Origin of the sequence: Candidatus Villigracilis proximus (assembly GCF_016717045.1) — a bacterium.
Classification (GTDB): Bacteria; Chloroflexota; Anaerolineae; order Anaerolineales; family Villigracilaceae; genus Villigracilis; species Villigracilis proximus.
In genome coordinates this window covers 349,758-371,209 of the sequence record NZ_JADJUO010000001.1, presented here as the reverse complement: position 1 = coordinate 371,209, position 21,452 = coordinate 349,758, and the positions used below count along the sequence as shown (strand labels likewise).

The following is a 21,452-nucleotide window of genomic DNA, read 5'->3' as shown; positions in this document are numbered from 1 at the left end:
ACATCTCTTACTGATTATTGACGTATCATTAAAAATGGGGTTGAAAATTTAATACCAGCCGTTAGCAACCTGCAAGGTTTCATTGCGAATCAAAGTTGTATACTCTTTTATACAGGAGGCTCAAATGGGACGCACTGTCAGGCAATTTCAAAAGGGGCAGGGCTGGTGGAATATGCTTTGTTGCTTGTACTCATGGCTGTTATTGCAATCCTGGCCTTGAATATCTCTGGCGTATCCACATCTGACTTATTCAATCAGATAAAGACCGGAATTGAGGGCGAAGACGATTCGTGCAAGCCACTGGCTGAAGCAGGCGATGAATGGGAATCCTCCAAGGATAAATTCTGGCAAGGGGGAATCGAACAACAACAAGACGGGTATAAAGTTTGCCCGCTATGCGGCGGACTACTACCTGGATTTTCAGACAGCGATTACCAGCTTGATCTTTCAGGCGTCACGGTCAAAAATACCAATGCCACATGGAACGGATACGGCATCACCTTTCGTGCAGAAAATGGTGCGAATGGTCTCAACGGGTACATGTTTGAAGTTGAAAAAGTGAACAAAAATAATCCAACTCGAATTTATTTCAGCAAATGGGTAAACGGCGTACAGATCAAGCCCTATATCAAAATGTACTATCTGCCATCTGATATTGATTGGAATAATCCCCCGGATATGAGTGTAAAAGTGGAAGGAAACACATTCACCGCATACATGAACGGTCAGCAAGTACTGCAAGGCAGCGATAAAACATATACCGAGGGAGGTACAGGTGTATTTTCAAACGCCGGAACCGAATTAAGTTTCTCCGATTTTCTAATCAACCCGTTAAATTGTCCTGAGGTGAAATAATGGCCTTTGAAGAATCCCCCGATTTAAAATTATACAAAGATGGATTGCCCGCCGGCCTTCCAGACCCTTCCCGCAAACAGCGCCGCATCTGGGCTGTCATTATTGGATTGGCGATTGTAAGTCTGTTATTGATGATTCTAAACATGGCTCAAGATGGAACACTTGCCATCCTGGCCGGTACCGGTGAAATCACCGGGATCATATATGATGATCTGGGAAATCCCAGTGAAGCTGAAATTTTCGTGTTTGGTACGAATCTATCTGCGCGATCTGACCAGAACGGCTATTTCCAATTGAAAGGCGTTCCAGCCGGAGAACAAATTGTGATCATCGCCTACAGAAATAGCGGACACGAACACGCAATCCATGTGACCGCCGGACAAATGATTGACATGGGAAAAATACATTTTCAAACAGAAGACTTCCTAAATGGCTGGAGTCACACACCATAAGAAATCATTTAACGTAAGTAATCAATAATTTGAATTGGTTAATATAAAACATCCAAAGTCAATGACTCTGGATGTTTTTTTAATCGAATGACACACAAAAGTTATTCTGAATACAGCTTCTCCAACTCTTCCCATCTGTGATACGCCTGCGCTAATTCGTCCTGCATTGCTTTTAAGCGGTCAACCGTTTGTGCGATCATGGCGCTGTCTTGTTGATAAAAAGCCGGGGTTGCCATTTCCGCCGTCAGAGCATGGACATCCGCCTCGAGTTTTTCGATCTTCTGCGGCAGTTCTTCCAGTTCACGCTTTTGCGCTTCGAGGGCACGCTGTTCTTTATAGGTCAGTTTTTTGGATATCTCCACCGGAGTAGACGGCGCATCATTTTGTTCGACCACAACTTTGCGCGGCTTGACTTCGATCTTCGCGGCATTCACTGCTTCATTCTGACGCTGCCAGTCATCATAGCCGCCGACGGTCTCGGTGACTTGTCCGCTGCCATCCAAAGCCAGCGTGCTGGTGACGATGTTATTCAGAAAAGCGCGGTCATGGCTGACCAGTAAAAGCGTGCCTTCATAATCGAGCAATAAATCTTCGAGAATTTCCAGAGTCTCAACATCCAGATCATTGGTCGGCTCATCCATTACCAGTAGATTAGCGGGCTGCGCAAACAGACGCGCCAACAGCAAACGATTCCGCTCGCCGCCTGAGAGCGCGCTGATCGGCGCATTGACGCGGTCTTTTGAGAAAAGAAAATCTTCCAGATAGACATTCAAATTGCGGGTGCGGCCATTGATGGTGACGTTGTCACTGCCCTGCCCCACATTATCCAACACGGATTTGCTGTCATCGAGCTGGGCACGCAATTGATCGAAATAAGCGATCTCCACATTCGTGCCGTGTTCCACGCTGCCGCTTTGCGGAGTTAGTTCTTCCAACAGCAAACGCAATAATGTGGTCTTGCCCGAGCCGTTGGGACCGATGATGCCGATCTTATCTCCGCGTTGAATGGTGCAGGTGAAATCGCGGACAATGGCCTGACTGCCGATCGAGTAATTAACGTTTTCAGTTTCGACCACCAGTTTGCCAGAGCGTTTCTCGCCCTGAATTTGCATCTTTACTTTGCCGGGACGTTCACGCCGCACGAGCCGTTCTTCGCGCAGACGTTTGAGCGCGCGCACGCGGCCTTCATTGCGTGTGCGCCGTGCTTCGATGCCTTTGCGGATCCAGACTTCTTCCTGTGCCAGTTTTTTATCGAAGAGAATATTTTGCTCCGCTTCAGCGGCGAGCATGGCTTCCTTGCGTTCGAGGAAAATGTTGTAACTGCAATTCCAATCGAACAACCTTCCGCGATCCAATTCAACGATGCGGGTGGTTAATTTTTGCAGAAAGACACGATCATGGGTGACGAATAAGAGCGTGCCGCCCCAGCGTTTGAGAAAACCTTCCAGCCAGTCAATCGATGCAATGTCGAGATGATTGGTGGGTTCATCCAGTAAAAGCAGATCAGGCTTTTTCACGAGTCCGCGCGCCAGCATGACGCGGCGCTTCATGCCGGCGGAAAGAATTTCAAAACGCGCATCGGCATCCAATTGCATACGCGAGATGACCTGCTCCACTTGAAGCTGTCCCTGCCAGTGATGCTCATCGGAGGCAGGAGCAGGCGTCGGTGAGTCCAGACCGCCGGCTACAATGTCAAATACTCTTCCGGTGACCTTCGCCGGAACTTCCTGCGGCAAATAGGCCACGCGCAAATTCTGCTGACGAGATACAGATCCACTTTGCGGATTAATATCGCCGTTGACCAGCTTGAGCAAAGTCGATTTGCCCATGCCGTTGCGTCCCAGCAAACCCACCCATTCGCCCTGCTCGATCTGTAAATTGATGCCGTCAAAAAGCCGCGGTCCGCCAAAGCCGAGGCTTACATCCTGCAAACTGATTAATGCCATAAATAATCTTTTCCTTTGAAGGGGGAAAATATACTACAACTTGCGAGTTTGGGGAGCGGGGAAAAATCTTTGACAATGTTGCACATCAAACAATAAAACGGTAAGATAGCGCCTATGTTTACTCTTTCCAACGCACGCTTCGCTTTTCTGGATATCGAGACCACCGGACTTTCTCCCTGGTTTGGAGATCGCATCTGCCAAATTGCAGTTATCCTAACTGAAGGCAAACGCATCAAATCGACCGTTGACCTGCTCCTCAATCCCGAACATGAGATTTCACCCGCGGCGGCCCACATCAACGGTCTGGACGAATCACGACTCGCAAAAAGCGCCGCGCTTTGAAGAGATCACCAGCCAGCTTGAAGCGGTGTTAAAAGATACGATCATCGTTTGCCATAACGCGCAATTCGATCTGCAATTCCTTGATAATGAATATCGCAAACTGAACCGCACCGTGGAATATCCCAACCTGATCGACACGATGGTCATGGCGCGCGAATATTTCGAGCTGCCTTCCTACAGCCTGCACTATCTGGCAGATGCATTTAATGTCTCAAAGAATTTGCAAAGTTCACGCGCCCAGGCAGACGCACTGACCGCGAAAAATATTTTCTTCGCCATGATGGATACGCTCAAACCCAACGGCAAGCCGCTTGATGATTATATTGGAATTTATAACTCGCCCGCCTGGCCGCAGGAGGGTGTGTACCTGCCGACTGATCTAAGCGAAGCCATCAACAGCGGCAAACGTCTGTTCATCAAATATATGGATAAAGACGGCGAACTCTCAGAACGCTGGATCTCCCCCAAAGAAGTCATCGGACTGTCTGATTACATCTACCTGCAAGCCCACTGCCACACCCGCAACGCCGAACGAACCTTTCGATTAGATCGGATTATTGAGGTGGCGGTGGAAGTGAATAAGGAATAGAGGAAGTTGTATAAATCATAGTTAGGCAACCCGTGCATAAAAAAATAATCTCTAAAAAGGCAGGTAAAATGGAGAAGAAACAAAACACCTTATTTTTACTCAAACAATGGATACCAATTATTATTATTTGGGGTATCCTTTTGTTCGGGATGTTTGGATTGATTCGACAAGGCAGCTACATGCCCATCCCTGTGATTGCAATTGCAGGAATGGTAATTTTGTGGACTTACACCGGCACGACGGCACAATTCAACAAATTATTAAAATCTAGTTCACCTCAACCATTAATTGATTACTATGATAAAAAAATCGGCAAGGCAAAAACTCCGCACAAAGACGCCAATTTAGTTTTCACAAAGGCACTTGCCTATACTCTGTATGGCTACTTTGATTCTGCAAGAACAGAAGCAGGTAAAATTAATTGGGAAAAAAAGCCGCCGCTTTTTCAAGCACAAAAAATATATCTCCTCGCTTTATGGGCATATTTGGAAAAGCATGATTTTCGGCAAGGAATTAATCTAGCGAAAGAAGCAAGGCGATTGACCGAAGTATCTAAATCATTTCCTGGCGCAAATGTTTCTTTAATTTTAGTGATATAGCTATTGATATTGGAGAGCTTCTTAGTGGAAATTTGATCCAAGCATTGTAATTAGATTAGAGTCAAAAATAACAAAATCTCCAATGATGATAAAAGTTTTAGTTGCATGGGGATTAGAGGGCTTTTATAATCAGTCAGGTCAAGTTGAACAAGCGCAAAGAATGCGTGAAATAATAATAAACTTTGCACCCCATTGTAAGGGTTTATCAAGTCTTTAGAGAATTAAGAAAAGCTGGATAACAAAGCATGCACCCGACGCTGGAGATTCTGGCGCGATTCCAAGCATTTTTCTGGCTTTGAGCACGCTTCGCGTCCTGCTCCCAAACATAATCTACGTCCGCCCCAGCGGATAGTCCACGCAAACCGTTGGATGTTTACATAAAGATATAGCGAATGGCGGTTTTCAAAATGAATATTTGGGCGAGACTAAAAAGACCAAAATCCATCCTTCTAATATCCTTCCTGCTTATTTGTATTATATGTAATGCTATCCCTCTAAGACCGTCTCCTGCCAAAGTTGACAGAGCAAATGAATTAGAGGTTCAATCAGCATTTTTTGATGCTATGATGAATAACAACTATCATTTGGCAAAGTCACTCACAATTGCTAATCAACATACTAGAATTGATTCGTGGGCTGAAACTCATGGTGCATTCGCCTGTCGAGCCATTTGGTTGTTCACGAATGATAATTGGCTGGAGGGAGTTGTAGGAGGTGGTGGAATGGGTTGTAACGATATCTATTGCAACGGCTCCGACTCAATTATTTGTTATATCATGGACTATCGGGTTTATTATTTTTATATTGACGACATTGAAATTACGAAAAATGAGCTTGGTTGGCAAATTACAAACTGGGGAGAAATTTGCGAGGAACGTATTGGAAAATCCAGAATTTGTTGGTGAACCAAAATGATTGTTCATTAGGCATAATATAGAAATCCCTGTATGCTCTAAAGAACGCCCAACAAAGTATGTAGCACGTACTGGACACTGGGGCACTTCGTGTGTGCGATTTACAGGCATTTCGCTTATGTGTGGCTTCGAGTTTTCTCTGCTCCCAAACAGAGTCCAGCCTGTGCTGACTAGCGAAGTTGTGCCTCTGTCCCCGCCCCTACGATACCAAAAAATGCAAGCATTTGGTCACATTTTCAAACCCAACCATGTACTATAATATAACGATCTTTCAATAAGTTAATATTTATTTATAGAGGCAGAAAGTGAACAACAGCCCAAAACAAGAAGAGAAACAGAGGAAACCGTTTCCACTCCTCCAGTATTTCACCGTCACGAGTCTGATCGCCTTTGTACTGGTCGCCGTTTCGTTGGTGACCTTGTATCGTCAGATCGCGGTTAACAGTCTGCTTGAAATCGGGGAATCAAAGAACGCGGCCTTAACCCAGACGTTTTCCAATGTCATCTGGCCCGAGTTTTCCTCTTTCCTGCTTTCGTCTGCCGATCTGAGCGCGGATGAGATCCGCGCCCACCCTGAAACTGCCCGGCTTCGTCAGGCAGTCATTGAGCAGACGCAAGGGCTGTCTGTCATCAAGGTCAAGATCTACAACCGCGAAGGCATCACCCTCTTCTCCACTCAGGAAGATCAGATCGGTGAAGACAAAAGCGAAAACGCTGGTTATCTGGCGGCGCTCAATGGTGGTTTTGCCAGCGAATTAACACACCGCGATACCTTCAGCGCTTTTGAAGGCGAGATAGAAAACCGTGATGTGATCTCAAGTTACATCCCCATTCGCCATAACAGTTCAGAGGTGGAAGGTGTATTTGAAGTATATGACGATGTGACGCCTTTACTGGAGAATATTTCGATCGCCCAAAGGAACGTGGCCATTGGCGTGACTTTGACTTTGGCACTTTTATATTTCATCCTGTTCCTGATCATCAAACGGGCCGACAGCCTGATCAAGCGGCAATTCATTGAATATCAACAGGCTGAGGAAGAAATACAAAAAGCATATAAAAAAGAAGAAAGTGTTAACGAGTTCTTCCGTTTCACCCTGCTAAACATGATCGAGTTTGTTGATCGCGGCAATGAAAAAGCGGAGCTTCTCGCCTATCTTAAACAGATCAAGCAGCAATTCGACGACTTGAAATATTGGGCCGTACCTGATAAAAACACCAAATAAGATAACTTCGTCTGCCAGATCTGATCCGCGCAAAACATGCGGGCTTGATTGACCGGATAGAAGAGCAGAACAAGCAGTATCGCCAGAAAACATTTCGTTAAAATAAAAAGCGGGACAAGCCATAAAGGCTTGTCCCGCTCATTTCTTAATCGTCTTTCTTTTTCATGATCTGCGCCAGCGCATTCTTGAATGCTTGATATGGCTGAGCGCCGACAATCGCGTAGCGATCATTGATGACGTAGGTTGGCACACCGGTCACGCCGATCTCCTGCGCCTGCCGCACTTGCGCGGCGACTTCAGCGGTGTATTTACCGCTATCTACAACGGCTTGCATGTCAGCGGCATTTAGTCCCACTTCTTCAGCGGCGGAACGCAGAATTTCCCAGTTGCTGATATCCAGTCCCTGGCCGTAGACTTTTTGAAAGACAGCGCGATGGAATTCAATTTCCCTGCCGTGTTCGCGCGCGTATTCGGTGGCTTCGTGCGCGATGCGTGTGTTGTAGATGCGCGGCGGCGAGACAAATTCCATGTTGTGCAAACTCGCCATGCTCTGTAGGCGTTCATCGGCACCATTGGCGCGGGCTTTGAGAATGTAATCGGGCAGTTCCATGCCTTCGGGCGGCGTATCAGGGCGCAGATAATACGGACGCCATTCCACCTCCACGTTGTATTCAGCTTTTAGTTTCTCGACCACACCCTGGCCGACATAGCACCACGGTCATATGTAATCAGAAAAGATGGTCAGTTTAAAGTCCATTGCCGGTCTCCTTTGAGTTGATAAATCGTGACAGTTAGACTGGCAATGCAGGTAGGTTCTTACTCAGAATTTTTTAGTCGTAATAATAGGGCGAGCAGGAGAATTCGTCACCAGAGGGCGTGATGACCATAGCCGCATAATTTTGAGTCGTCAATTTTGAACTTCTTAAGGTCGCTCTTAATGGATGCCAGTGCCCGGTCTGCATTGACGGTGGCAAAATGAAAAGACTGCCAGGATACTTCGCGCGTATCCCGTCCGCGCTCGTAGTGGATACAGGCCAAAGATGCGCCAATCTGCTCTCGGACGGAATCAGACAGGGTCGGAGTCTGATACGCTTCAACAAGGGCGGGAACTGCGTCATCGGAGAGATCCAAAAAGTAACTGGTGTCCAATTCCACGCTGCCAGTACGCAGTGATGAACTGCTTTCTGATTTAATGACAATCATCTCGCGTTGAATATTTTGTTTAACAATGAATTCATCCACATTGAGAATGGGGAGGGTCATTGCGAATCCGAAGGAGGCAATCAGCATGGCGAAGGTGAACATGCGTTCCTTGCGTAAAATTTCAAGCGCAATGGTGACGATTAAAAGCAGTCCGATCCAAATTAGGGAAGACGTGGGTATAGGTGCGCAAACGAGAGAAGCCATATACTTCTTCATACAAGCCAAGACGTTTGAAGGCTGAAACCAACATGACCAACAAAAGGGCAACAAGAGCTACACCCAACCCCGAGAAGAACCGGCGCTGTGACTCGTTCTCGCGTTTTGTGATGGCGCTTAAAGTAAGCAGCATAAGCAGGGCGAAGAAAGCTACGGTCACCAGTTCGCCAAATCCGCGGCGGGCGTATTCGGCGTAGGTATATCCATCAATGTGGATATTGGTCGTGCCGCCAAAAAAATATTGAAATTGAATAACGACAAAGGCAGTGAAAAGCGCAACCACACTACCCAGGACAATGGTGGCTTCCACGTAGCCAAGAAAAGGTGGAATGAGCGGCTTGTCTTCGTTTGCAAGTTTTTCATCTTTTGATTGCGTGGCGGCGTGTAGAACGACCCCCGCGAGCGCATATCCGACGACGACGATGTAAATAAAGCGAAAGATCAATTCAGGCAGATTATCAATGTTGAACCAGTTGATCAAATCCTCAAGACGCTGACCGAAGACCACATCTGCTGACGCGAGCAGGGAAGCAAAGATGGCGATGACAGGCAGGGCGATGACAATGCCGCGCACGACGGGCCAAATATTTCGCTTAGAGGGTACAACGCCGGCTTCCGTTTGTGCCTTGCGGACATCTGCTATAAAAGTGATCGGGGCAGCGATCATGCTCCCAAATAATTGCAGGGGATTTTCCCAGGTAATCTATAAACGTGTATAAAATCCAGCGCCCGCCAAGATAGGTGACTGCGAGAATGGTCATTGTCAGCAGGGTGAATGTATAGGCGAGAAAGGTCGTCATCGGTTCGGCGCGGATAAATATGACAGCGGCGAAAAAACCAAATAACGGGAGCAGGATCAGGCTGAAGCGATTCGGGCGCAGCCCGTCGCTTAATAAAAGGTAAAAGGCAGCGACCAGACAAGCCGCTGAAAAAATGGCAAAGTTGATACCGGGTTTATTTTGCCAAAATAGAAAATCGAACAGCCAGCCGAGGGCGAAGACAAATATCCATAGTTTGTTTGGATTGGTTTTCATACATACTCCTGATTGAATTTCCGCAAGGATAGTCGGGATAGTCTGGCGGAGACTATCAAAAGGTATCACAATTTTTCAGGAATTGGGGAGGGAAAGGCTTTAAACACAAAGGACACAAAGAGCACGAAGGAAAAGCAAAGCAGCATTCCCTGTTTAAGAGGGCTTTTACGTGAAATATCAGCATTACAATTTTGTGAGAGTTTCTAATCCACCTATTGACATCCGATTTATTTTGTGACATACTTTCGTTACTGCTGGGGGGCAAACAACTAAATGCCATTTTACGAAATGGAGGAGGTGATGTCACTTATGAAAAGTAGCAATAAACCCAGCGCTGTGGCATCCCTCTCCGCGATCTAACGAAGAATTGCCACAGCGCCACACGATTGCCATCCGCAAGGATGGCAGTCTGGTTTAATGGACAAAAATAAAGGTTGAGCGTTTCAGCTCAACCTTTATTTTTGTCCTCTTATTATTCTAGTAGAAGCCCACTGAAGAATCCACTCTGCTTGCGTATTCATTGATCCCGCCGCTGACGTTGATCATGTTTTTATATCCCTGCTGCGCCAGCCACATGGTGACCTGCACACTGCGGCTGCCATGATGACACATGACATACACGGGGATTTCCTGGCTGCGAGCGGACTCTGACAACGCGGCGACACCCTCGCTCGCGAGACGGCTCATGGGCGTGACCTCAAGCCTGCTGTCTGTTACTTTGGCATATGCCAACTCTGACAGTTCGCGCACATCCAGCAAAATAAATTTTTCGTCTGACTTAAGTTTTTCACCCAATTCGGTGACGGTAATTTCGGGAAACATTTTTTCTCCGTAGGGGCGACTCTTGTGGTCGTCCTGATATATAAGGAATAAAAAGGGCGGGGACAAGCCCCGCCCCAACAACAACATCAAATCAATTTATTTATTTATTTTTCAACGCGGGCGCGTAGAACTTCTCAACATATTCCTTTACCATGCGGCGTGTGGAGAATTGAGGAATGACAGTTTTCATCGTATCTTTCATCATGTCGATCCACTCGTGTGAAATCTCTTTCGGGTCACGGTTGTAATACATCGGGATGATCTTATGCTCAAGGGTGTGATACATATCTTCGGCATCGGCAGAATCCTGAATCTCATTCGACTCATATTCCTTATCCTCACCGATCGACCAGCCGTTGCTGCCGTTGTAGGCTTCACGCCACCAGCCATCCAGCACTGAGAAATTCAGCGCACCGTTGATCGCGGCTTTCATGCCGGAGGTGCCGCTGGCTTCCATCGGGCGGCGCGGAGTATTCATCCACACGTCCACGCCCTGCACAAGGTAGCGCGCAAGGTTCATGTCGTAATCTTCTAGGAAGACGAGACGCCCGCCTGTTTCCGCTTTTTTGACGGTGCGATACACCTTTTAAATTAACTGTTTACCGGGTTCATCGGCAGGGTGAGCCTTGCCCGCGAAGATGATCTGCACCGGCATATTGGGACGGTTAATAATATCGAGTAAGCGCTCAATATCAGACATGATCAAATTGGCGCGTTTGTATGTGGCAAAGCGGCGCGCGAAACCAATCGTCAGCGCGTAGGGATTAATTAACACACCCGAAGCAACCACCTGCACGGGATGGAATCCGCCGTGCGCCCAACGATCACGGACACGTTCCTTGAGATAGAAAGCTAGTTTACGTTTGAGGTGTAAACGGACGCATGAGACTTGTCCATGCAGTTCTGAAACGCCATTGCTGCCGTTGGAAAGTCTCAAAGCGAGAATGGGCATGGAGAAGGTTTCGCCGTGCGGCTGTTGATGCTTGGCGATATCTACAAATTCTTCGCGGGTCAGTCCAAGTTCGGGCCAGAGTTTGGCGAGATATTTATCGAGCAGCCACAATGGGAATTCGTCATTACCAGCAGGGACAGGGGTGTGCGTGGTGAAGACATTTTGTCCACGGTTCTTTTGGGCGGCATCTGCAAAAGTGGAGCCTGATGCAACCAGTTCACGGGCCCGCTCCAACGTTAAGAAAGAGGCGTGACCTTCGTTCATGTGCCAGACCGCGGGGGAATAATCCAGAGCACGCAGAGCGCGCACGCCGCCCACTCCGAGTAAGACTTCCTGCATCACGCGGCGGTCCAGATCAGACCAATACAAACGCGCGGTGAGCATACGGTCAAAATCGTTGTTGCCTTCAACATTTGAATCGAGCAGATAGAGCGGAACACGCCCGACACGCACTTCCCATATTTGCGCGGTGATATTGCGGTCTGGGAATTCGATTTGAATGGTGACAGGTTTGTTTTTTTTCGTAACCAGAGTAACGGGCAGATGCTCAAAGGTTAATGGATTGTTGAGCGCTTCCTGCCAGCCGTCTTCGCTGATGCGCTGGGAGAAATATCCCTGCCCATACATGAAACCAACTGCGATCAATGGCAGGCCGAGGTCGGAGGATTCTTTAAGGTGATCGCCCGCCAGCACGCCGAGGCCGCCGGAATAAATGGGAAGTGTTTCGTGCAAACCAAATTCCATTGAGAAATATGCAACCGGTTTGTTATCAAATTCGGGATGCGCTTTTTCTGTCCATGATTGTTTGGTGAAATAATCATCAAAGCGTTTGAAAAGCGCATCATACAAGACGAGATAATCCTTGTCTTTTGAGGCTTGCACCAAACGTCCGTGGCTGATCTCCTGCAGCAAGCGGATCGGGTTATGCCCGGAGGCGTTCCCACAGATCATAATCAAGTCGTCCGAAGAGACGCGCAGCTTCAGGCTGCCACGTCCACCACAGGTTGTAGGCTAATTCACCAAGACGCGTCAGGCGTTTGGGCAGGTCAAATTTTTGAGGGGGGGTTGTTAGGAATTCCATAATGGATGAAATGATACCGTAAAAAATAGGATTCGGTATTTTTGGGTTGAAAAGTTTGTCTAATGACTAAACAAATTAATCGGGAAAATTTCATTTTTCAGGAATTATCGCGGACTTAAGAGAAAACGCTGGGCATATTTCTCCCTGCAAATTGTAATGACAATAAGGTGTAGATTTCCACATAGCCCCAATCCGCTTACAGTACTATAATCCAAACCGGAAATTAAATATTAAACGGAGTAGTTTTATGCCTAAAAATAAAAGTGTATCAATTAAAAAAATAGCGATCAGCACCGGCGGCGGTGACGCTCCCGGCTTAAACGCTGTCATTCGCGCTGCGGCGCTTTCAGCGATTAAACGCGGCTGGGAAGTGTACGGTGTTCTCGATGGCTTTCACGGAATCCTTTCACCGGAGGAATATCCAAGCGGAGGCTTTGTGCCGCTCACACGCGAAAAGGTGAGCGGGATCACCCACCTGGGTGGAACGATCCTCGGAACCAGCAATCGTAACAATCCGCTTAAGTATCCGATCGCACGCCCCGACGGGACGATCGAAGAAGTAGATCGCACCGATGAGATCGTGCGCGGATTCCGCCTGCATCATATTGATGCACTCATCACCGTCGGCGGAGATGGTTCGCTTGCAATCGCGAGCGTACTCTCAAAGAAAGGTCTGCGTCTGATCTCTGTGCCAAAACCATTGACAATGATCTCGATAAAACAGAAGTCACCTTTGGTTTTGATACCGCCGTCGGTTTCGCCACTGAAGCACTCGACCGATTGCATTCCACAGCCGCATCCCATGGCCGCGTGATGGTCGTGGAAGTGATGGGACGGTACGCCGGCTGGATCGCACTGCACTCAGGCGTGGCAGGTTCTGCCGATGTGATCCTGATCCCCGAGAATCCCTACGATATTCATAAAGTAATTGAAAAGATCAAAGAACGCGAATCACGCGGCAACAAATTCACCATCGTGGTGGTCGCAGAAGGCGCATCACCCAAAGGCGGCGCAGTCACCGTGGTTGAACATGAAGCGGGCCGCGCCGAGCGTTTGGGCGGCATTGGTGAAAAAGTGGCAGCAGAGATTCATGCCATCTCTGGCAAAGAGACACGCGTAGTGGTACTCGGTCATCTTTTACGCGGCGGCTCCCCCACCTCTTTCGACCGTCTCACCGCGCTGCGTTTCGGCGCAGCCGCAGTCCGCGGTTTGGAAGAAGGCCAGGATGGTGTGATGGTTGCACTCGACCCGCCGCATGTTAAATATGTTCCCATCGAAGAGGCCATGGGCAAAATGAAAATGGTCCCAATGGATTCAGATATTGTCCTCACCGCCCTCGATCTTGGAATTTCGTTCGGCTAGATCCAATCAACCTTACGAATCAACAAGTCTGACTCACAACGAGTTGGGCTTGTTTTTTTAAGCTTTCACCACAGAGATTTTTAACCACTTTTTAAAATTGGATGATATTTCCACTTTGGGATTAGAATCGCCTCATGACTCACGTCCAACTCTTCATCACTTGTCTCGCCGATTCTTTCTTCCCGAAAACTGGTCAGGCCGTCGTGGACATCCTCCAACGCCTCGGCATCTCTGTTGAATTCGCCCGCGAGCAAACCTGCTGCGGACAGCCCACCTTTAACGCCGGTCTGCGCACGGAAGCACGCGCCATTGCTGAGCACACAATAAAAGTTTTTGAAAAGACAAGCGGCGACATTGTCACACCTTCCGGTTCATGCGCACACATGTTCAGGCATAACTATCCTGAATTATTTGCCGATGATGCAGTCTGGCTTCCGCGTGCGAAAGCCCTCTCCGCGCGGACTTATGAATTCACTGAATATCTTGTAAACAAATTAAACATCACCGATGTTGGCGCAACCTGGGACGGAATATTAACCTACCATCCATCCTGCCCCACCCTGCGCGGCATCAACGTGGATAAACAACCACGAGCCCTCCTGGCGAATGTCCACGGTGCGACTTTTGTGGAATTGCCGCATGCAGAAGAGTGCTGCGGCTTCGGCGGAATCATGTCGGTTGAACATCCTGAGTTATCGGCAGAATGGCTAAAGCGCAAGATCAGTAATTTGGAAGCGAGCTACCCTTCGACAAGCTCAGGGCAAGTCCCCACGTTGGTAGTGACCGACGCGGGCTGTCTGATGCACATCGCCGGCGGATTAAATCGTCAGAAGAAAAAACAAAGAGTCCTTCATATCGCAGAAATACTGAATCACAGATAACAAATGAATAACGAAGCGCCAAAATACAACTTTGTAAAAGTAGGCAACGGACGCCTTGCCCTTTATCATCGTCCGCGCCGGACGGATTTTAATCATCTGCGTGAGATCGGCTGTACACATATTGTCACTCTGTTAAAAGAGAAGCGAACACGCCGAACAATATGGCGACATGACAAAAAACGCAGGACTCAACTGGTTCTGGCTGCCCGTCCCAAACGGAAACTACCCGATGGGAGATATACATAAACGGCTGATCGAAGCCATGCCGCAACTCTCGCAATTGCTGGATGAAGGCACGTCAGCGCGCGCACAAAATCCGCGCGGATGTGATCGACAATCTCGATTCTCATCTGTCACAATTTATCACCCATGCAGAAGCAAACGGCATGATCGTCCATCGCGCAAAGGACGCGGCTGAGGCGATACAAATCGTATTGGATATTGCAAAAGATTTACCGCAGAGACGCAGAGAGCGCAAAGAAAACCAAAAAGAAATCTCTGTTGATCTCCGTTCACACCTCTCCGGTGAATTCTGTTCTTATCGCCAAATCAAAAAGCATGGTCTCTGAAGAGATCGAACTAAATCATGCGCTTGAAAAAGAAGGCATCGAAGTCATCGAAACCGACCTCGGTGAATACATTGTGCAACTGCGGCACGAGCGGCCAAGTCACATCATCACGCCTGCGGCGCATCTGCGCAAAGAACAGGTCGCAGAACTCTTTCACGAAAAACTCGGCATCCCCTACACCACCGACATTCCCACACTCACCGCCACCGCGCGCAAAATTCTGCGCGAAGTTTTTCTCACTGCTGATATCGGTTTAAGCGGAGTTAACTTCGGCATCGCAGACACGGGCGGAGTTTGCGTCATTACCAACGAAGGCAACGCACGCATGGTCACCACCCTGCCGCCAGTCCACATTGCGTTAATGGGCATGGAACGCATCGTCCCAAATCTTGATGATCTCGCGCTCATGCTCTCGCTTTTACCGCGCTCTGCAACCGGTCAAAAACTCACGGTCTACACTCAACTGCTGCACAAACCGCTTCCCGACCAGCAGCGTCACATCATTCTGCTTGATAACGGACGCACACGATTAAGAAATTCTCCGCTTAAAGAATCTTTGTATTGCATCCGCTGCGGCGCGTGCTTGAATGCCTGTCCCGTTTTCCGCGAGTTGAGCGGGCACGCCTACATCGGCAGCGACCTTTCCATCGCGCCCTATCCCGGCCCGATCGGCTCGGTCATTTCGCCGGGGCTGCTCGGTGAAAATTATGTGCAACTCGCGCAGGCTTCGTCTTTGTGCGGCGCATGCAAAGATGCCTGCCCCGTGGATATTGATCTGCCGAAATTATTAACTCGCGTCAGAGCCGGATATTCATCCACCACAGGCGACACTCCGCAAACCGCTGGCGCGGGACTTTCCGCCTCAACCAAATTTGGCTTGCGGATATTTGCCCGCATCGCGACTCACCCGAAGCTGTATGCGGCGTCACAAAAATTCGCGGCGCTCGGAAGTTTTCTCTTCGCCCCCTTCTCGCAGTGGATTCGTCTGCCCGCGTTTACAGGTTGGGGTTACAGTAAAGACTTCCCCAGATTCGCAGGCAGGACATTTCGTGATGGTTTTATGGAGTCTGACGGCTTGCCGTCAGATATAACTATTCAAATAGAAAATATGCAGGAGCAAGCTCCTGCACTCCATAGGATTCAAACGCAGGAGCAAGCTCCTGCACTCCATAATAAGATTACACAATTTAGATCCGAACTCACCGCACTCGGCGGACATGTCTATCAAACCAAAAATGCCACACAAGACATTATTGAATTTCTAAGATCACGCGGCGTTCATAAAATTCATCTGGAACCAAATACTCTCGACGAAAATATTTTGCACAAAGCGGACATTGATTTCACGCACGAACCTGATCCGCAGATCATCGTCGGGGTGACGAATGCCATTTGCGGGCTGGCAGATACCGGGTCCATTTTGATCGCGGATGGAGAGGGCTGCCCGTTACACGCGTCACTGCTTCCGGAAGTCCACATCGCGGTCTTGAAGTCATCCAATATTTTGTCATCCTTGTCTGACGCAATGCATTTGGTAAAAGGCACAGGCGCGGCGGTCTTCATCACCGGCCCCTCACGCACCGCAGATATCGAAATGACTCTAACCATCGGCGTACACGGCCCGAAAGAGGTTCACGTCTTTGTTGTTGACGGGTAAAATTTGCGGTGATACAATGCAACCCGCTCGAAAAAGCACGCCCCCATCGTCTAGTGGCCCAGGACGAAGCCCTCTCAAGGCTTAAACCGGGATTCGAATTCCCGTGGGGGCACTCCCACCAACCCCGCAATCTGCGGGGTTTTTATTTTTCAAGGACTCTTTATGAAAACAAACCTCCCAATCTTCACGCGGATTTATCATCGCGCTGGTCGCTACTGTGCTCTGGTCAACGACGGGGCCGTTCATTAGTTATTTGAGCAAGACGTATTCATTGCCGTCTTTAGTGCTCGCCTTTTGGCGTGATCTGTTCGTCTCCATCGGCATGGTGGTCGGCCTGTTGATCTTCAGCCGCGCGCGTTTTCATCTTGAGCGCATCCACTGGCCGTTCATGGTTTGGTATGGACTCTCACCATGCGATCTTCAATTCGCTGTGGACTTTTTCGGTTCAATATAATGGTGCAGCAGTGGCAACGGTCATGGTGTTCAGTTCGCCCGCGATGACGGCTATCTTAAGCCGCATTGTGCTGAAGGAAAAATTCAGCCTGATAAAGATATTATCCATTTTATTAAGTCTGGCGGGGATCGTGCTGGTAGCGGGCGCGTATGATGCTTCGGTCTGGAATCTTAATCCGCTGGGGATTGTCTTTGGTCTGCTCTCCGGTTTATTATTCGCTGTGTACAATCTCGAAGGCAAACATGCTTCAGACACCAAAATAGATTCATGGACGGCGCTGCTTTACAGCTTCGCCTTCGCAACTGTCTTTTTATTATTTTTCAATCTCGGGAATGATCTGTTCATCACAGGCAAACCGGCTTTTGCCGATATGCTCTGGCTTGGAAATTCGTCCGCGGGCTGGGGGATTCTTTTCTTTTTGGGCGTCGCGCCCACACTCGGCGGTTTTGGCTTATATACGTTAAGTATCCGCTATCTCTCCCCTACATCCGCAAATTTAATTGCAACTCTTGAACCGGCCTTCACTGCAATCTGGGCTTATTTCTTTTTGAGCGAATTATTAAATCCGATTCAGCTGGCGGGCGGCGGATTGGTATTGTTGGGTGTGATCCTGCTGCGTTTTGGAGAACGCTAACTTTAAAGAAAAAATCCTTCAGCTTTCTGAAGGATTTTAAAATTACGGCTTTGGCGTACGTGATGGAGTGGGTGTGGGTGGGTGGTATCTGTTGGTAAAAAACGGGTCACCCTGCCAGGGGAGAAAGAGCGCAAATTGCTTAAGATCATAAGTTCCTCTTATGTCGCGGCGCTGCAGGGATAATATATTTCCCGTTCCCTGATCGTAGGTGAATCCCAGACTCATTCCAGTTGTGTAGCCTGCGGCGCGAACCAGATCAACGATATCAACATTGCTATTGCCAAATGGATAGGCAAATGACTGAATGGGAATCCCCAGTTTCTCTTCCAAATATTTACGCGATTCAAATATTTCATAATTCTGTTTTGCCGGTCAAGCGCGAGCAGGTCAAGATGACGCATACTATGACTACCCACTTCCCAGCCGGCGCCAGCCATCGCTTTGATCTGATCGGCGTTCAGGTATTGGTCCGCGCCGATGTAGGTGCCAACGACATAGAGCACGCCTGTGAAGCCATACTTTTGCATGATCGGAAAGGCAGTGGTGTAATTATTCATGTGACCATCATCAAAGGTGATGATCATCGGGCGTGGGGGCAGGTCAGCGCCGTCAATGATGGCACGCGAGAGTATGTCAAGTGTGATGGTTGTGTATCCCCAATCGTGCAGTAACTTCATCTCTTCTTCAAATCTCTCAGGCGTCACATAGTAACGACTGTTATCGGGAGACGTATCAATGCGATGATACAAGAGGATCGGCATAACAATCTCATAAGGCCCCTGATGAATCCATGTGGCCGTGGGGATGGGCGAAGCCGTAAATGTTGAGGGCGGGGGAAGTGTTGGTAGTCGAGTGGCAGTTTCGGTCGGGGGAAGAGGCGTGGACATCGGCTGGGGAGTCTTCCTGAGCGGGACGACTCCATTGCAGGCGAAGAGCAAAATACAAGTCCCCGCGATCCAGTAAATTATTTTTTTCATTTAGTGATTAAGCTGCCAGATGATTCGCAGACCGTCGAGCGTGAGCCAGGGAGCGATGACATCAATGACCTTTGTTTCTTTGGCGACGACTTCTGCCAGCCCGCCAGTGGCGATGACTTTCATATCGCTTCCCAACTCGGACCGGAATCTGGTCACCATGCCTTCGACCATGCTCACGTACCCAAACAGTAAACCCGATTGCATCGCGTGGACAGTGTTGCGGCCAATGACGGAGGGCGGCACCTGCAAGTCAATGCGCGGAAGCTTTGCAGCGCGTGTGTATAAGGCTTCGGCGGCAAGGTTGATGCCGGCCGTGATCGCGCCGCCAAGATATTCGCCGTCTTTTGTCACTGCGTTGAAAGTTGTGGCGGTGCCGAAATCCACCACGCAGGCCGGGCCGCCATAAAATTTCATCACGGCTACGGCATCGCAGATGCGATCCGCGCCCACGGCTTTGGGATCTTCATAGCGGACTTTGATGCCGGTTTTGATGCCTGCATCCACAACCAGCGGTTCCTGTTTGAGGTACTCGCGGCAGGCTTGAATCACTCTGCCGGTTAATGGAGGAACAACCGAAGCGAGCGAAACGCCCGTGATCTGATCGAGTGTCTTGCCTGCATTTTGCAGCAGACCTAAAAACTGCAAGCCATATTCATCGGGCATGCGGTTATGGTCGGTTGCAAGCCGCCAATGCGCGCCGAGTTGATCGCCTTCATACAGGCCGAGGGTCAGGTTGGTGTTGCCGATATCAATGGTGAGGAGCATATTTTCCTTGGACGATTGACCACAGACAATGGACGATGGTTGACAGACTGTGGTCTATGGTCTGTCGTCTACTGTCTATTTTACCGCTTCGATGATTTCTGCGACCATATCATAACGATGGAACTGCGGCATGATGTAAATTCCGCTGGCCCATGATTTGATGTTTTGAATCAACTCAACCGCCAGTTCCACACCCACTTTTGCGCCGCCCTCACCCGCGGATTCAATTCGCTCACGCGCTTCATCAGGGATGAAAACGCCGGGCACTTCGTGGTGCAGGAAGTTGGCATGTTTGCCGCTGACCAAAGGCAGAATACCGGCCAGAATGGGTTTATCCAATTTGCCGTGTTTGGCTTCGTAGGCTTCGATCAGTTTGGGGCCATCATCGACGCGATAGATCGGCTGGGTCAGGAAGAAATCTGCGCCAGCTTTGATCTTGCGATGCAGATTCTTTACTTCGTTATCCATATCCTGCGGACATAGATTCAAGGCCGCGCCTACGAAGAAATTTGTCGGCTGGCCGATGCTGGTGCCTGAGTGATCCACGCCGGTGTTGAATCCCTGCTTGATGAGTTTTATCAAACCAGATGGAACCAGATCATAGTTATCTGTCGCTTCGGGATAATCACCAATGGATGTTGGGTCGCCCATCACGACAAAGACATTGCGAATACCAAGCGCGTGCGCGGCGAGCAAGTCACCTTGCACACGTAAAAGATTACGTCCACGGGTCGGGAAATGTAAAGTTGTTTCCACGCCGATCTTACGCTGCACCAGATCGCACACCGCCCAGGCAGACATTCTCATGCGCGCCATCGGTGAATCTGCCACGTTGATCACATCCGCGCCGGCATCATATAAAAGAGATGCGCCCGCCAGCAATTTATGAGTCGAGAGTCCGCGCGGGGGATCCATCTCAACGCAGATCGAAAATTTCCCAGCGGAAAGTTTTTGCGCGAGTTGCGTAGGCTGTTCGGCGGGTTCATCCAGCATTTCATCTTCGGCCAAAATCGAAATTGACTCTGCCACAAAAACAGGCGCAGTTTCAAAGGCTTTCTTCATCGCAGTGATATGCAAGGGAGTCGTTCCACAGCAGCCGCCGACAATGCTCGCACCCGCTTCACGGAAGGCAAGCGCGTAATCGCCAAAATATTCAGGATCAGCGGGATACATAATGCGTCCGCCGACTTGTTCAGGCCAGCCCGCGTTCGGCTTGACCCAGAACTTCCCATCGAGAACGGCGTGCTTCATTTGTTTGAGAATGCGCAGCAACTGCGAAGGTCCGCCGGAGCAATTGACTCCGATCACATCCGCGCCTGCATCTCTTAATGTACGTGCCACCTTCATCGGCTCATCGCCGAGCAAAGTGCGGTCATCGCGGGTGAATGTCACCGATGCCACCACAGGCAGATCGCAGGTTTGCTTCGATGCCTTGATCGCTTCCTGAATTTCATACAAGTCGCTCATGGTTTCGATCACGATCAAGTCTGCGCCGGCATCGGCCAACGCCTTCACTTGTTCTGCGAATGCCGCGCGCGCTTCTTCAGGTTTCACCCGTCCATAAGGAGCAATGCGCACACCCAGCGGACCGACGTCACCGGCCACGAAAATATTCTTGAATGACGCTGCCACTGCGCGTTTTGCAAGTTCCACACCGGCGCGGTTGATCTCGGTCACATCATCTTCGAAGCCGTGTTTTTTTAATTTATAACGATTCGCACCGAATGTATTGGTAATAATTAACTGCGCGCCCGCTTCAATATATTCGCGGTGAATATCTGCCACAGCCGCCGGATTGGTGAGATTTAATTCATCAAAGCATTTATCAAAACCAACGCCGCGCGCGTGAAGCATTGTGCCCATCGCGCCATCGGCCAGAATTGTCCCCAAAGAAAGTTGTTCCAAAAGATCCATGCTGCCTC

General features: G+C 49.1%; 24 protein-coding genes, 1 tRNA gene and 2 pseudogenes. 15 read left to right on the top strand and 12 right to left on the bottom strand.

Annotated features, from left to right (window positions below):
- Window positions 1-177: 177 nt before the first annotated feature.
- Window positions 178-855: a hypothetical protein gene (locus tag IPL71_RS01970; protein WP_345318350.1), complete on the top strand. Its 678-nt coding sequence runs from the start codon at window positions 178-180 to the stop codon at window positions 853-855.
- Window positions 855-1,307 carry a peptidase associated/transthyretin-like domain-containing protein gene (locus tag IPL71_RS01965; protein ID WP_345318348.1) on the top strand — a complete coding sequence of 151 codons (453 nt, stop codon included), beginning with the start codon at window positions 855-857 and terminating at the stop codon, window positions 1,305-1,307. Before IPL71_RS01970 ends, IPL71_RS01965 begins: the two co-directional genes overlap by 1 nt.
- 101 nt (window positions 1,308-1,408) lie before the next feature.
- Here the strand turns inward: IPL71_RS01965 and IPL71_RS01960 are convergent, their stop codons facing one another.
- Window positions 1,409-3,253: an ATP-binding cassette domain-containing protein gene (locus IPL71_RS01960; RefSeq protein ID WP_345318346.1), complete on the bottom strand. Its 1,845-nt coding sequence runs from the start codon at window positions 3,251-3,253 to the stop codon at window positions 1,409-1,411.
- A 114-nt stretch (window positions 3,254-3,367) separates the two neighbouring features.
- Here IPL71_RS01960 and IPL71_RS01955 point away from each other — a divergent pair, with 114 nt between their 5' ends.
- The 5 genes from IPL71_RS01955 (at window position 3,368) to IPL71_RS01935 (ending at window position 6,923) form a co-directional block, all read left to right on the top strand.
- A complete protein-coding gene (locus IPL71_RS01955) occupies window positions 3,368-3,595 on the top strand; it encodes a 3'-5' exonuclease (RefSeq protein ID WP_345318345.1) in 228 nt (75 codons plus the stop codon).
- The gene (locus IPL71_RS01950) at window positions 3,522-4,184 is read left to right on the top strand and encodes a WYL domain-containing protein (protein WP_345318343.1); all 663 of its coding nucleotides are present in this window, start codon (window positions 3,522-3,524) and stop codon (window positions 4,182-4,184) included. The genes IPL71_RS01955 and IPL71_RS01950 overlap by 74 nt, the downstream gene beginning before the upstream one ends.
- A gap of 32 nt (window positions 4,185-4,216) precedes the next feature.
- Window positions 4,217-4,783: a hypothetical protein gene (locus IPL71_RS01945; protein WP_345318341.1), complete on the top strand. Its 567-nt coding sequence runs from the start codon at window positions 4,217-4,219 to the stop codon at window positions 4,781-4,783.
- 407 nt (window positions 4,784-5,190) lie between these two features.
- Window positions 5,191-5,688, top strand: a complete 498-nt coding sequence (locus IPL71_RS01940) for a hypothetical protein (RefSeq protein WP_345318339.1) — start codon at window positions 5,191-5,193, stop codon at window positions 5,686-5,688.
- A gap of 314 nt (window positions 5,689-6,002) precedes the next feature.
- On the top strand, window positions 6,003-6,923 hold the full coding sequence (locus IPL71_RS01935; RefSeq protein ID WP_345318338.1) for a hypothetical protein: 921 nt from the start codon (window positions 6,003-6,005) through the stop codon (window positions 6,921-6,923).
- A gap of 145 nt (window positions 6,924-7,068) precedes the next feature.
- On the opposite strand, the pseudogene IPL71_RS01930 reads toward IPL71_RS01935, so the two are convergent.
- From IPL71_RS01930 to IPL71_RS01895, 8 genes and pseudogenes are all read right to left on the bottom strand, one after another.
- Window positions 7,069-7,629, bottom strand: a pseudogene (locus IPL71_RS01930) (DsbA family oxidoreductase); the annotation flags it as partial.
- Between the two features lie 158 nt (window positions 7,630-7,787).
- Window positions 7,788-8,330 carry a DUF4153 domain-containing protein gene (locus IPL71_RS01925; RefSeq protein ID WP_345318336.1) on the bottom strand — a complete coding sequence of 181 codons (543 nt, stop codon included), beginning with the start codon at window positions 8,328-8,330 and terminating at the stop codon, window positions 7,788-7,790.
- On the bottom strand, window positions 8,248-9,009 hold the full coding sequence (locus IPL71_RS01920; protein WP_345318334.1) for a DUF4153 domain-containing protein: 762 nt from the start codon (window positions 9,007-9,009) through the stop codon (window positions 8,248-8,250). Before IPL71_RS01920 ends, IPL71_RS01925 begins: the two co-directional genes overlap by 83 nt.
- Window positions 8,936-9,376, bottom strand: a complete 441-nt coding sequence (locus IPL71_RS01915) for a hypothetical protein (RefSeq protein WP_345318333.1) — start codon at window positions 9,374-9,376, stop codon at window positions 8,936-8,938. The genes IPL71_RS01920 and IPL71_RS01915 overlap by 74 nt, the downstream gene beginning before the upstream one ends.
- Before the next feature lie 477 nt (window positions 9,377-9,853).
- Window positions 9,854-10,198 carry a rhodanese-like domain-containing protein gene (locus IPL71_RS01910; RefSeq protein ID WP_345318331.1) on the bottom strand — a complete coding sequence of 115 codons (345 nt, stop codon included), beginning with the start codon at window positions 10,196-10,198 and terminating at the stop codon, window positions 9,854-9,856.
- Window positions 10,199-10,298: 100 nt separating this feature from the next.
- Window positions 10,299-10,781 carry an alpha-glucan family phosphorylase gene (glgP, locus tag IPL71_RS01905; RefSeq protein ID WP_345318329.1) on the bottom strand — a complete coding sequence of 161 codons (483 nt, stop codon included), beginning with the start codon at window positions 10,779-10,781 and terminating at the stop codon, window positions 10,299-10,301.
- Window positions 10,782-10,784: 3 nt separating this feature from the next.
- Window positions 10,785-12,101 carry an alpha-glucan family phosphorylase gene (gene glgP / locus IPL71_RS01900; protein WP_345318327.1) on the bottom strand — a complete coding sequence of 439 codons (1,317 nt, stop codon included), beginning with the start codon at window positions 12,099-12,101 and terminating at the stop codon, window positions 10,785-10,787.
- Complete coding sequence (locus tag IPL71_RS01895) at window positions 12,073-12,231, bottom strand: DUF3417 domain-containing protein (RefSeq protein ID WP_345318326.1); 159 nt, start codon at window positions 12,229-12,231, stop codon at window positions 12,073-12,075. Before IPL71_RS01895 ends, glgP (IPL71_RS01900) begins: the two co-directional genes overlap by 29 nt.
- A 247-nt stretch (window positions 12,232-12,478) precedes the next feature.
- Between IPL71_RS01895 and IPL71_RS01890 the strand changes: the two are divergent.
- The 8 genes and pseudogenes from IPL71_RS01890 (at window position 12,479) to IPL71_RS01860 (ending at window position 17,788) form a co-directional block, all read left to right on the top strand.
- Window positions 12,479-13,593 (top strand): annotated as a pseudogene (locus IPL71_RS01890) (6-phosphofructokinase).
- A 134-nt stretch (window positions 13,594-13,727) separates the two neighbouring features.
- On the top strand, window positions 13,728-14,474 hold the full coding sequence (locus tag IPL71_RS01885) for a (Fe-S)-binding protein (RefSeq protein ID WP_345318324.1): 747 nt from the start codon (window positions 13,728-13,730) through the stop codon (window positions 14,472-14,474).
- 3 nt (window positions 14,475-14,477) lie between these two features.
- Entirely contained in the window at window positions 14,478-14,720 is a 243-nt protein-coding gene (locus IPL71_RS25730; RefSeq protein ID WP_514130729.1) for a hypothetical protein, read from the top strand.
- Complete coding sequence (locus IPL71_RS01880) at window positions 14,644-14,892, top strand: hypothetical protein (protein ID WP_345318322.1); 249 nt, start codon at window positions 14,644-14,646, stop codon at window positions 14,890-14,892. The genes IPL71_RS25730 and IPL71_RS01880 overlap by 77 nt, the downstream gene beginning before the upstream one ends.
- A 23-nt stretch (window positions 14,893-14,915) precedes the next feature.
- A complete protein-coding gene (locus IPL71_RS01875; protein ID WP_345318321.1) occupies window positions 14,916-16,700 on the top strand; it encodes an LUD domain-containing protein in 1,785 nt (594 codons plus the stop codon).
- 39 nt (window positions 16,701-16,739) lie between these two features.
- Window positions 16,740-16,812 (top strand) — tRNA-Glu (locus IPL71_RS01870).
- A 105-nt stretch (window positions 16,813-16,917) separates the two neighbouring features.
- Window positions 16,918-17,154 carry a hypothetical protein gene (locus IPL71_RS01865; RefSeq protein ID WP_345318320.1) on the top strand — a complete coding sequence of 79 codons (237 nt, stop codon included), beginning with the start codon at window positions 16,918-16,920 and terminating at the stop codon, window positions 17,152-17,154.
- A gap of 10 nt (window positions 17,155-17,164) precedes the next feature.
- On the top strand, window positions 17,165-17,788 hold the full coding sequence (locus tag IPL71_RS01860) for a DMT family transporter (protein ID WP_345318318.1): 624 nt from the start codon (window positions 17,165-17,167) through the stop codon (window positions 17,786-17,788).
- Between the two features lie 221 nt (window positions 17,789-18,009).
- Here IPL71_RS01860 and IPL71_RS01855 read toward each other — a convergent pair whose 3' ends face one another.
- The 3 genes from IPL71_RS01855 to IPL71_RS01845 form a co-directional block, all read right to left on the bottom strand.
- Window positions 18,010-18,765, bottom strand: coding sequence for a polysaccharide deacetylase family protein (locus tag IPL71_RS01855; RefSeq protein ID WP_345318317.1), 756 nt, complete (start codon window positions 18,763-18,765; stop codon window positions 18,010-18,012).
- Window positions 18,766-19,530 carry a type III pantothenate kinase gene (locus IPL71_RS01850; RefSeq protein WP_345318315.1) on the bottom strand — a complete coding sequence of 255 codons (765 nt, stop codon included), beginning with the start codon at window positions 19,528-19,530 and terminating at the stop codon, window positions 18,766-18,768.
- Window positions 19,531-19,605: 75 nt separating this feature from the next.
- On the bottom strand, window positions 19,606-21,444 hold the full coding sequence (locus IPL71_RS01845; RefSeq protein WP_345318313.1) for a bifunctional homocysteine S-methyltransferase/methylenetetrahydrofolate reductase: 1,839 nt from the start codon (window positions 21,442-21,444) through the stop codon (window positions 19,606-19,608).
- Between the last annotated feature and the right edge of the window lie 8 nt (window positions 21,445-21,452).

Bases quoted from the DNA above. Each gene is read 5' to 3' on its own strand.
- IPL71_RS01910 (WP_345318331.1), bottom strand. From the start codon at position 10,198: ATGTTTCCCGAAATTACCGTCACCGAATTGGGTGAAAAACTTAAGTCA.
- IPL71_RS01955 (WP_345318345.1), top strand. From the start codon at position 3,368: ATGTTTACTCTTTCCAACGCACGCTTCGCTTTTCTGGATATCGAGACC.
- glgP (WP_345318327.1), bottom strand. From the start codon at position 12,101: ATGATCTGTGGGAACGCCTCCGGGCATAACCCGATCCGCTTGCTGCAG.
- IPL71_RS01895 (WP_345318326.1), bottom strand. From the start codon at position 12,231: ATGGAATTCCTAACAACCCCCCCTCAAAAATTTGACCTGCCCAAACGC.
- IPL71_RS01850 (WP_345318315.1), bottom strand. From the start codon at position 19,530: ATGCTCCTCACCATTGATATCGGCAACACCAACCTGACCCTCGGCCTG.
- IPL71_RS01965 (WP_345318348.1), top strand. From the start codon at position 855: ATGGCCTTTGAAGAATCCCCCGATTTAAAATTATACAAAGATGGATTG.
- IPL71_RS01855 (WP_345318317.1), bottom strand. From the start codon at position 18,765: ATGAAAAAAATAATTTACTGGATCGCGGGGACTTGTATTTTGCTCTTC.
- IPL71_RS01915 (WP_345318333.1), bottom strand. From the start codon at position 9,376: ATGAAAACCAATCCAAACAAACTATGGATATTTGTCTTCGCCCTCGGC.
- IPL71_RS01960 (WP_345318346.1), bottom strand. From the start codon at position 3,253: ATGGCATTAATCAGTTTGCAGGATGTAAGCCTCGGCTTTGGCGGACCG.
- IPL71_RS01950 (WP_345318343.1), top strand. From the start codon at position 3,522: ATGAGATTTCACCCGCGGCGGCCCACATCAACGGTCTGGACGAATCAC.
- IPL71_RS01845 (WP_345318313.1), bottom strand. From the start codon at position 21,444: ATGGATCTTTTGGAACAACTTTCTTTGGGGACAATTCTGGCCGATGGC.
- IPL71_RS01880 (WP_345318322.1), top strand. From the start codon at position 14,644: ATGACAAAAAACGCAGGACTCAACTGGTTCTGGCTGCCCGTCCCAAAC.
- IPL71_RS25730 (WP_514130729.1), top strand. From the start codon at position 14,478: ATGAATAACGAAGCGCCAAAATACAACTTTGTAAAAGTAGGCAACGGA.
- IPL71_RS01920 (WP_345318334.1), bottom strand. From the start codon at position 9,009: ATGATCGCTGCCCCGATCACTTTTATAGCAGATGTCCGCAAGGCACAA.
- IPL71_RS01925 (WP_345318336.1), bottom strand. From the start codon at position 8,330: ATGGCTTCTCTCGTTTGCGCACCTATACCCACGTCTTCCCTAATTTGG.
- IPL71_RS01940 (WP_345318339.1), top strand. From the start codon at position 5,191: ATGAATATTTGGGCGAGACTAAAAAGACCAAAATCCATCCTTCTAATA.
- IPL71_RS01885 (WP_345318324.1), top strand. From the start codon at position 13,728: ATGACTCACGTCCAACTCTTCATCACTTGTCTCGCCGATTCTTTCTTC.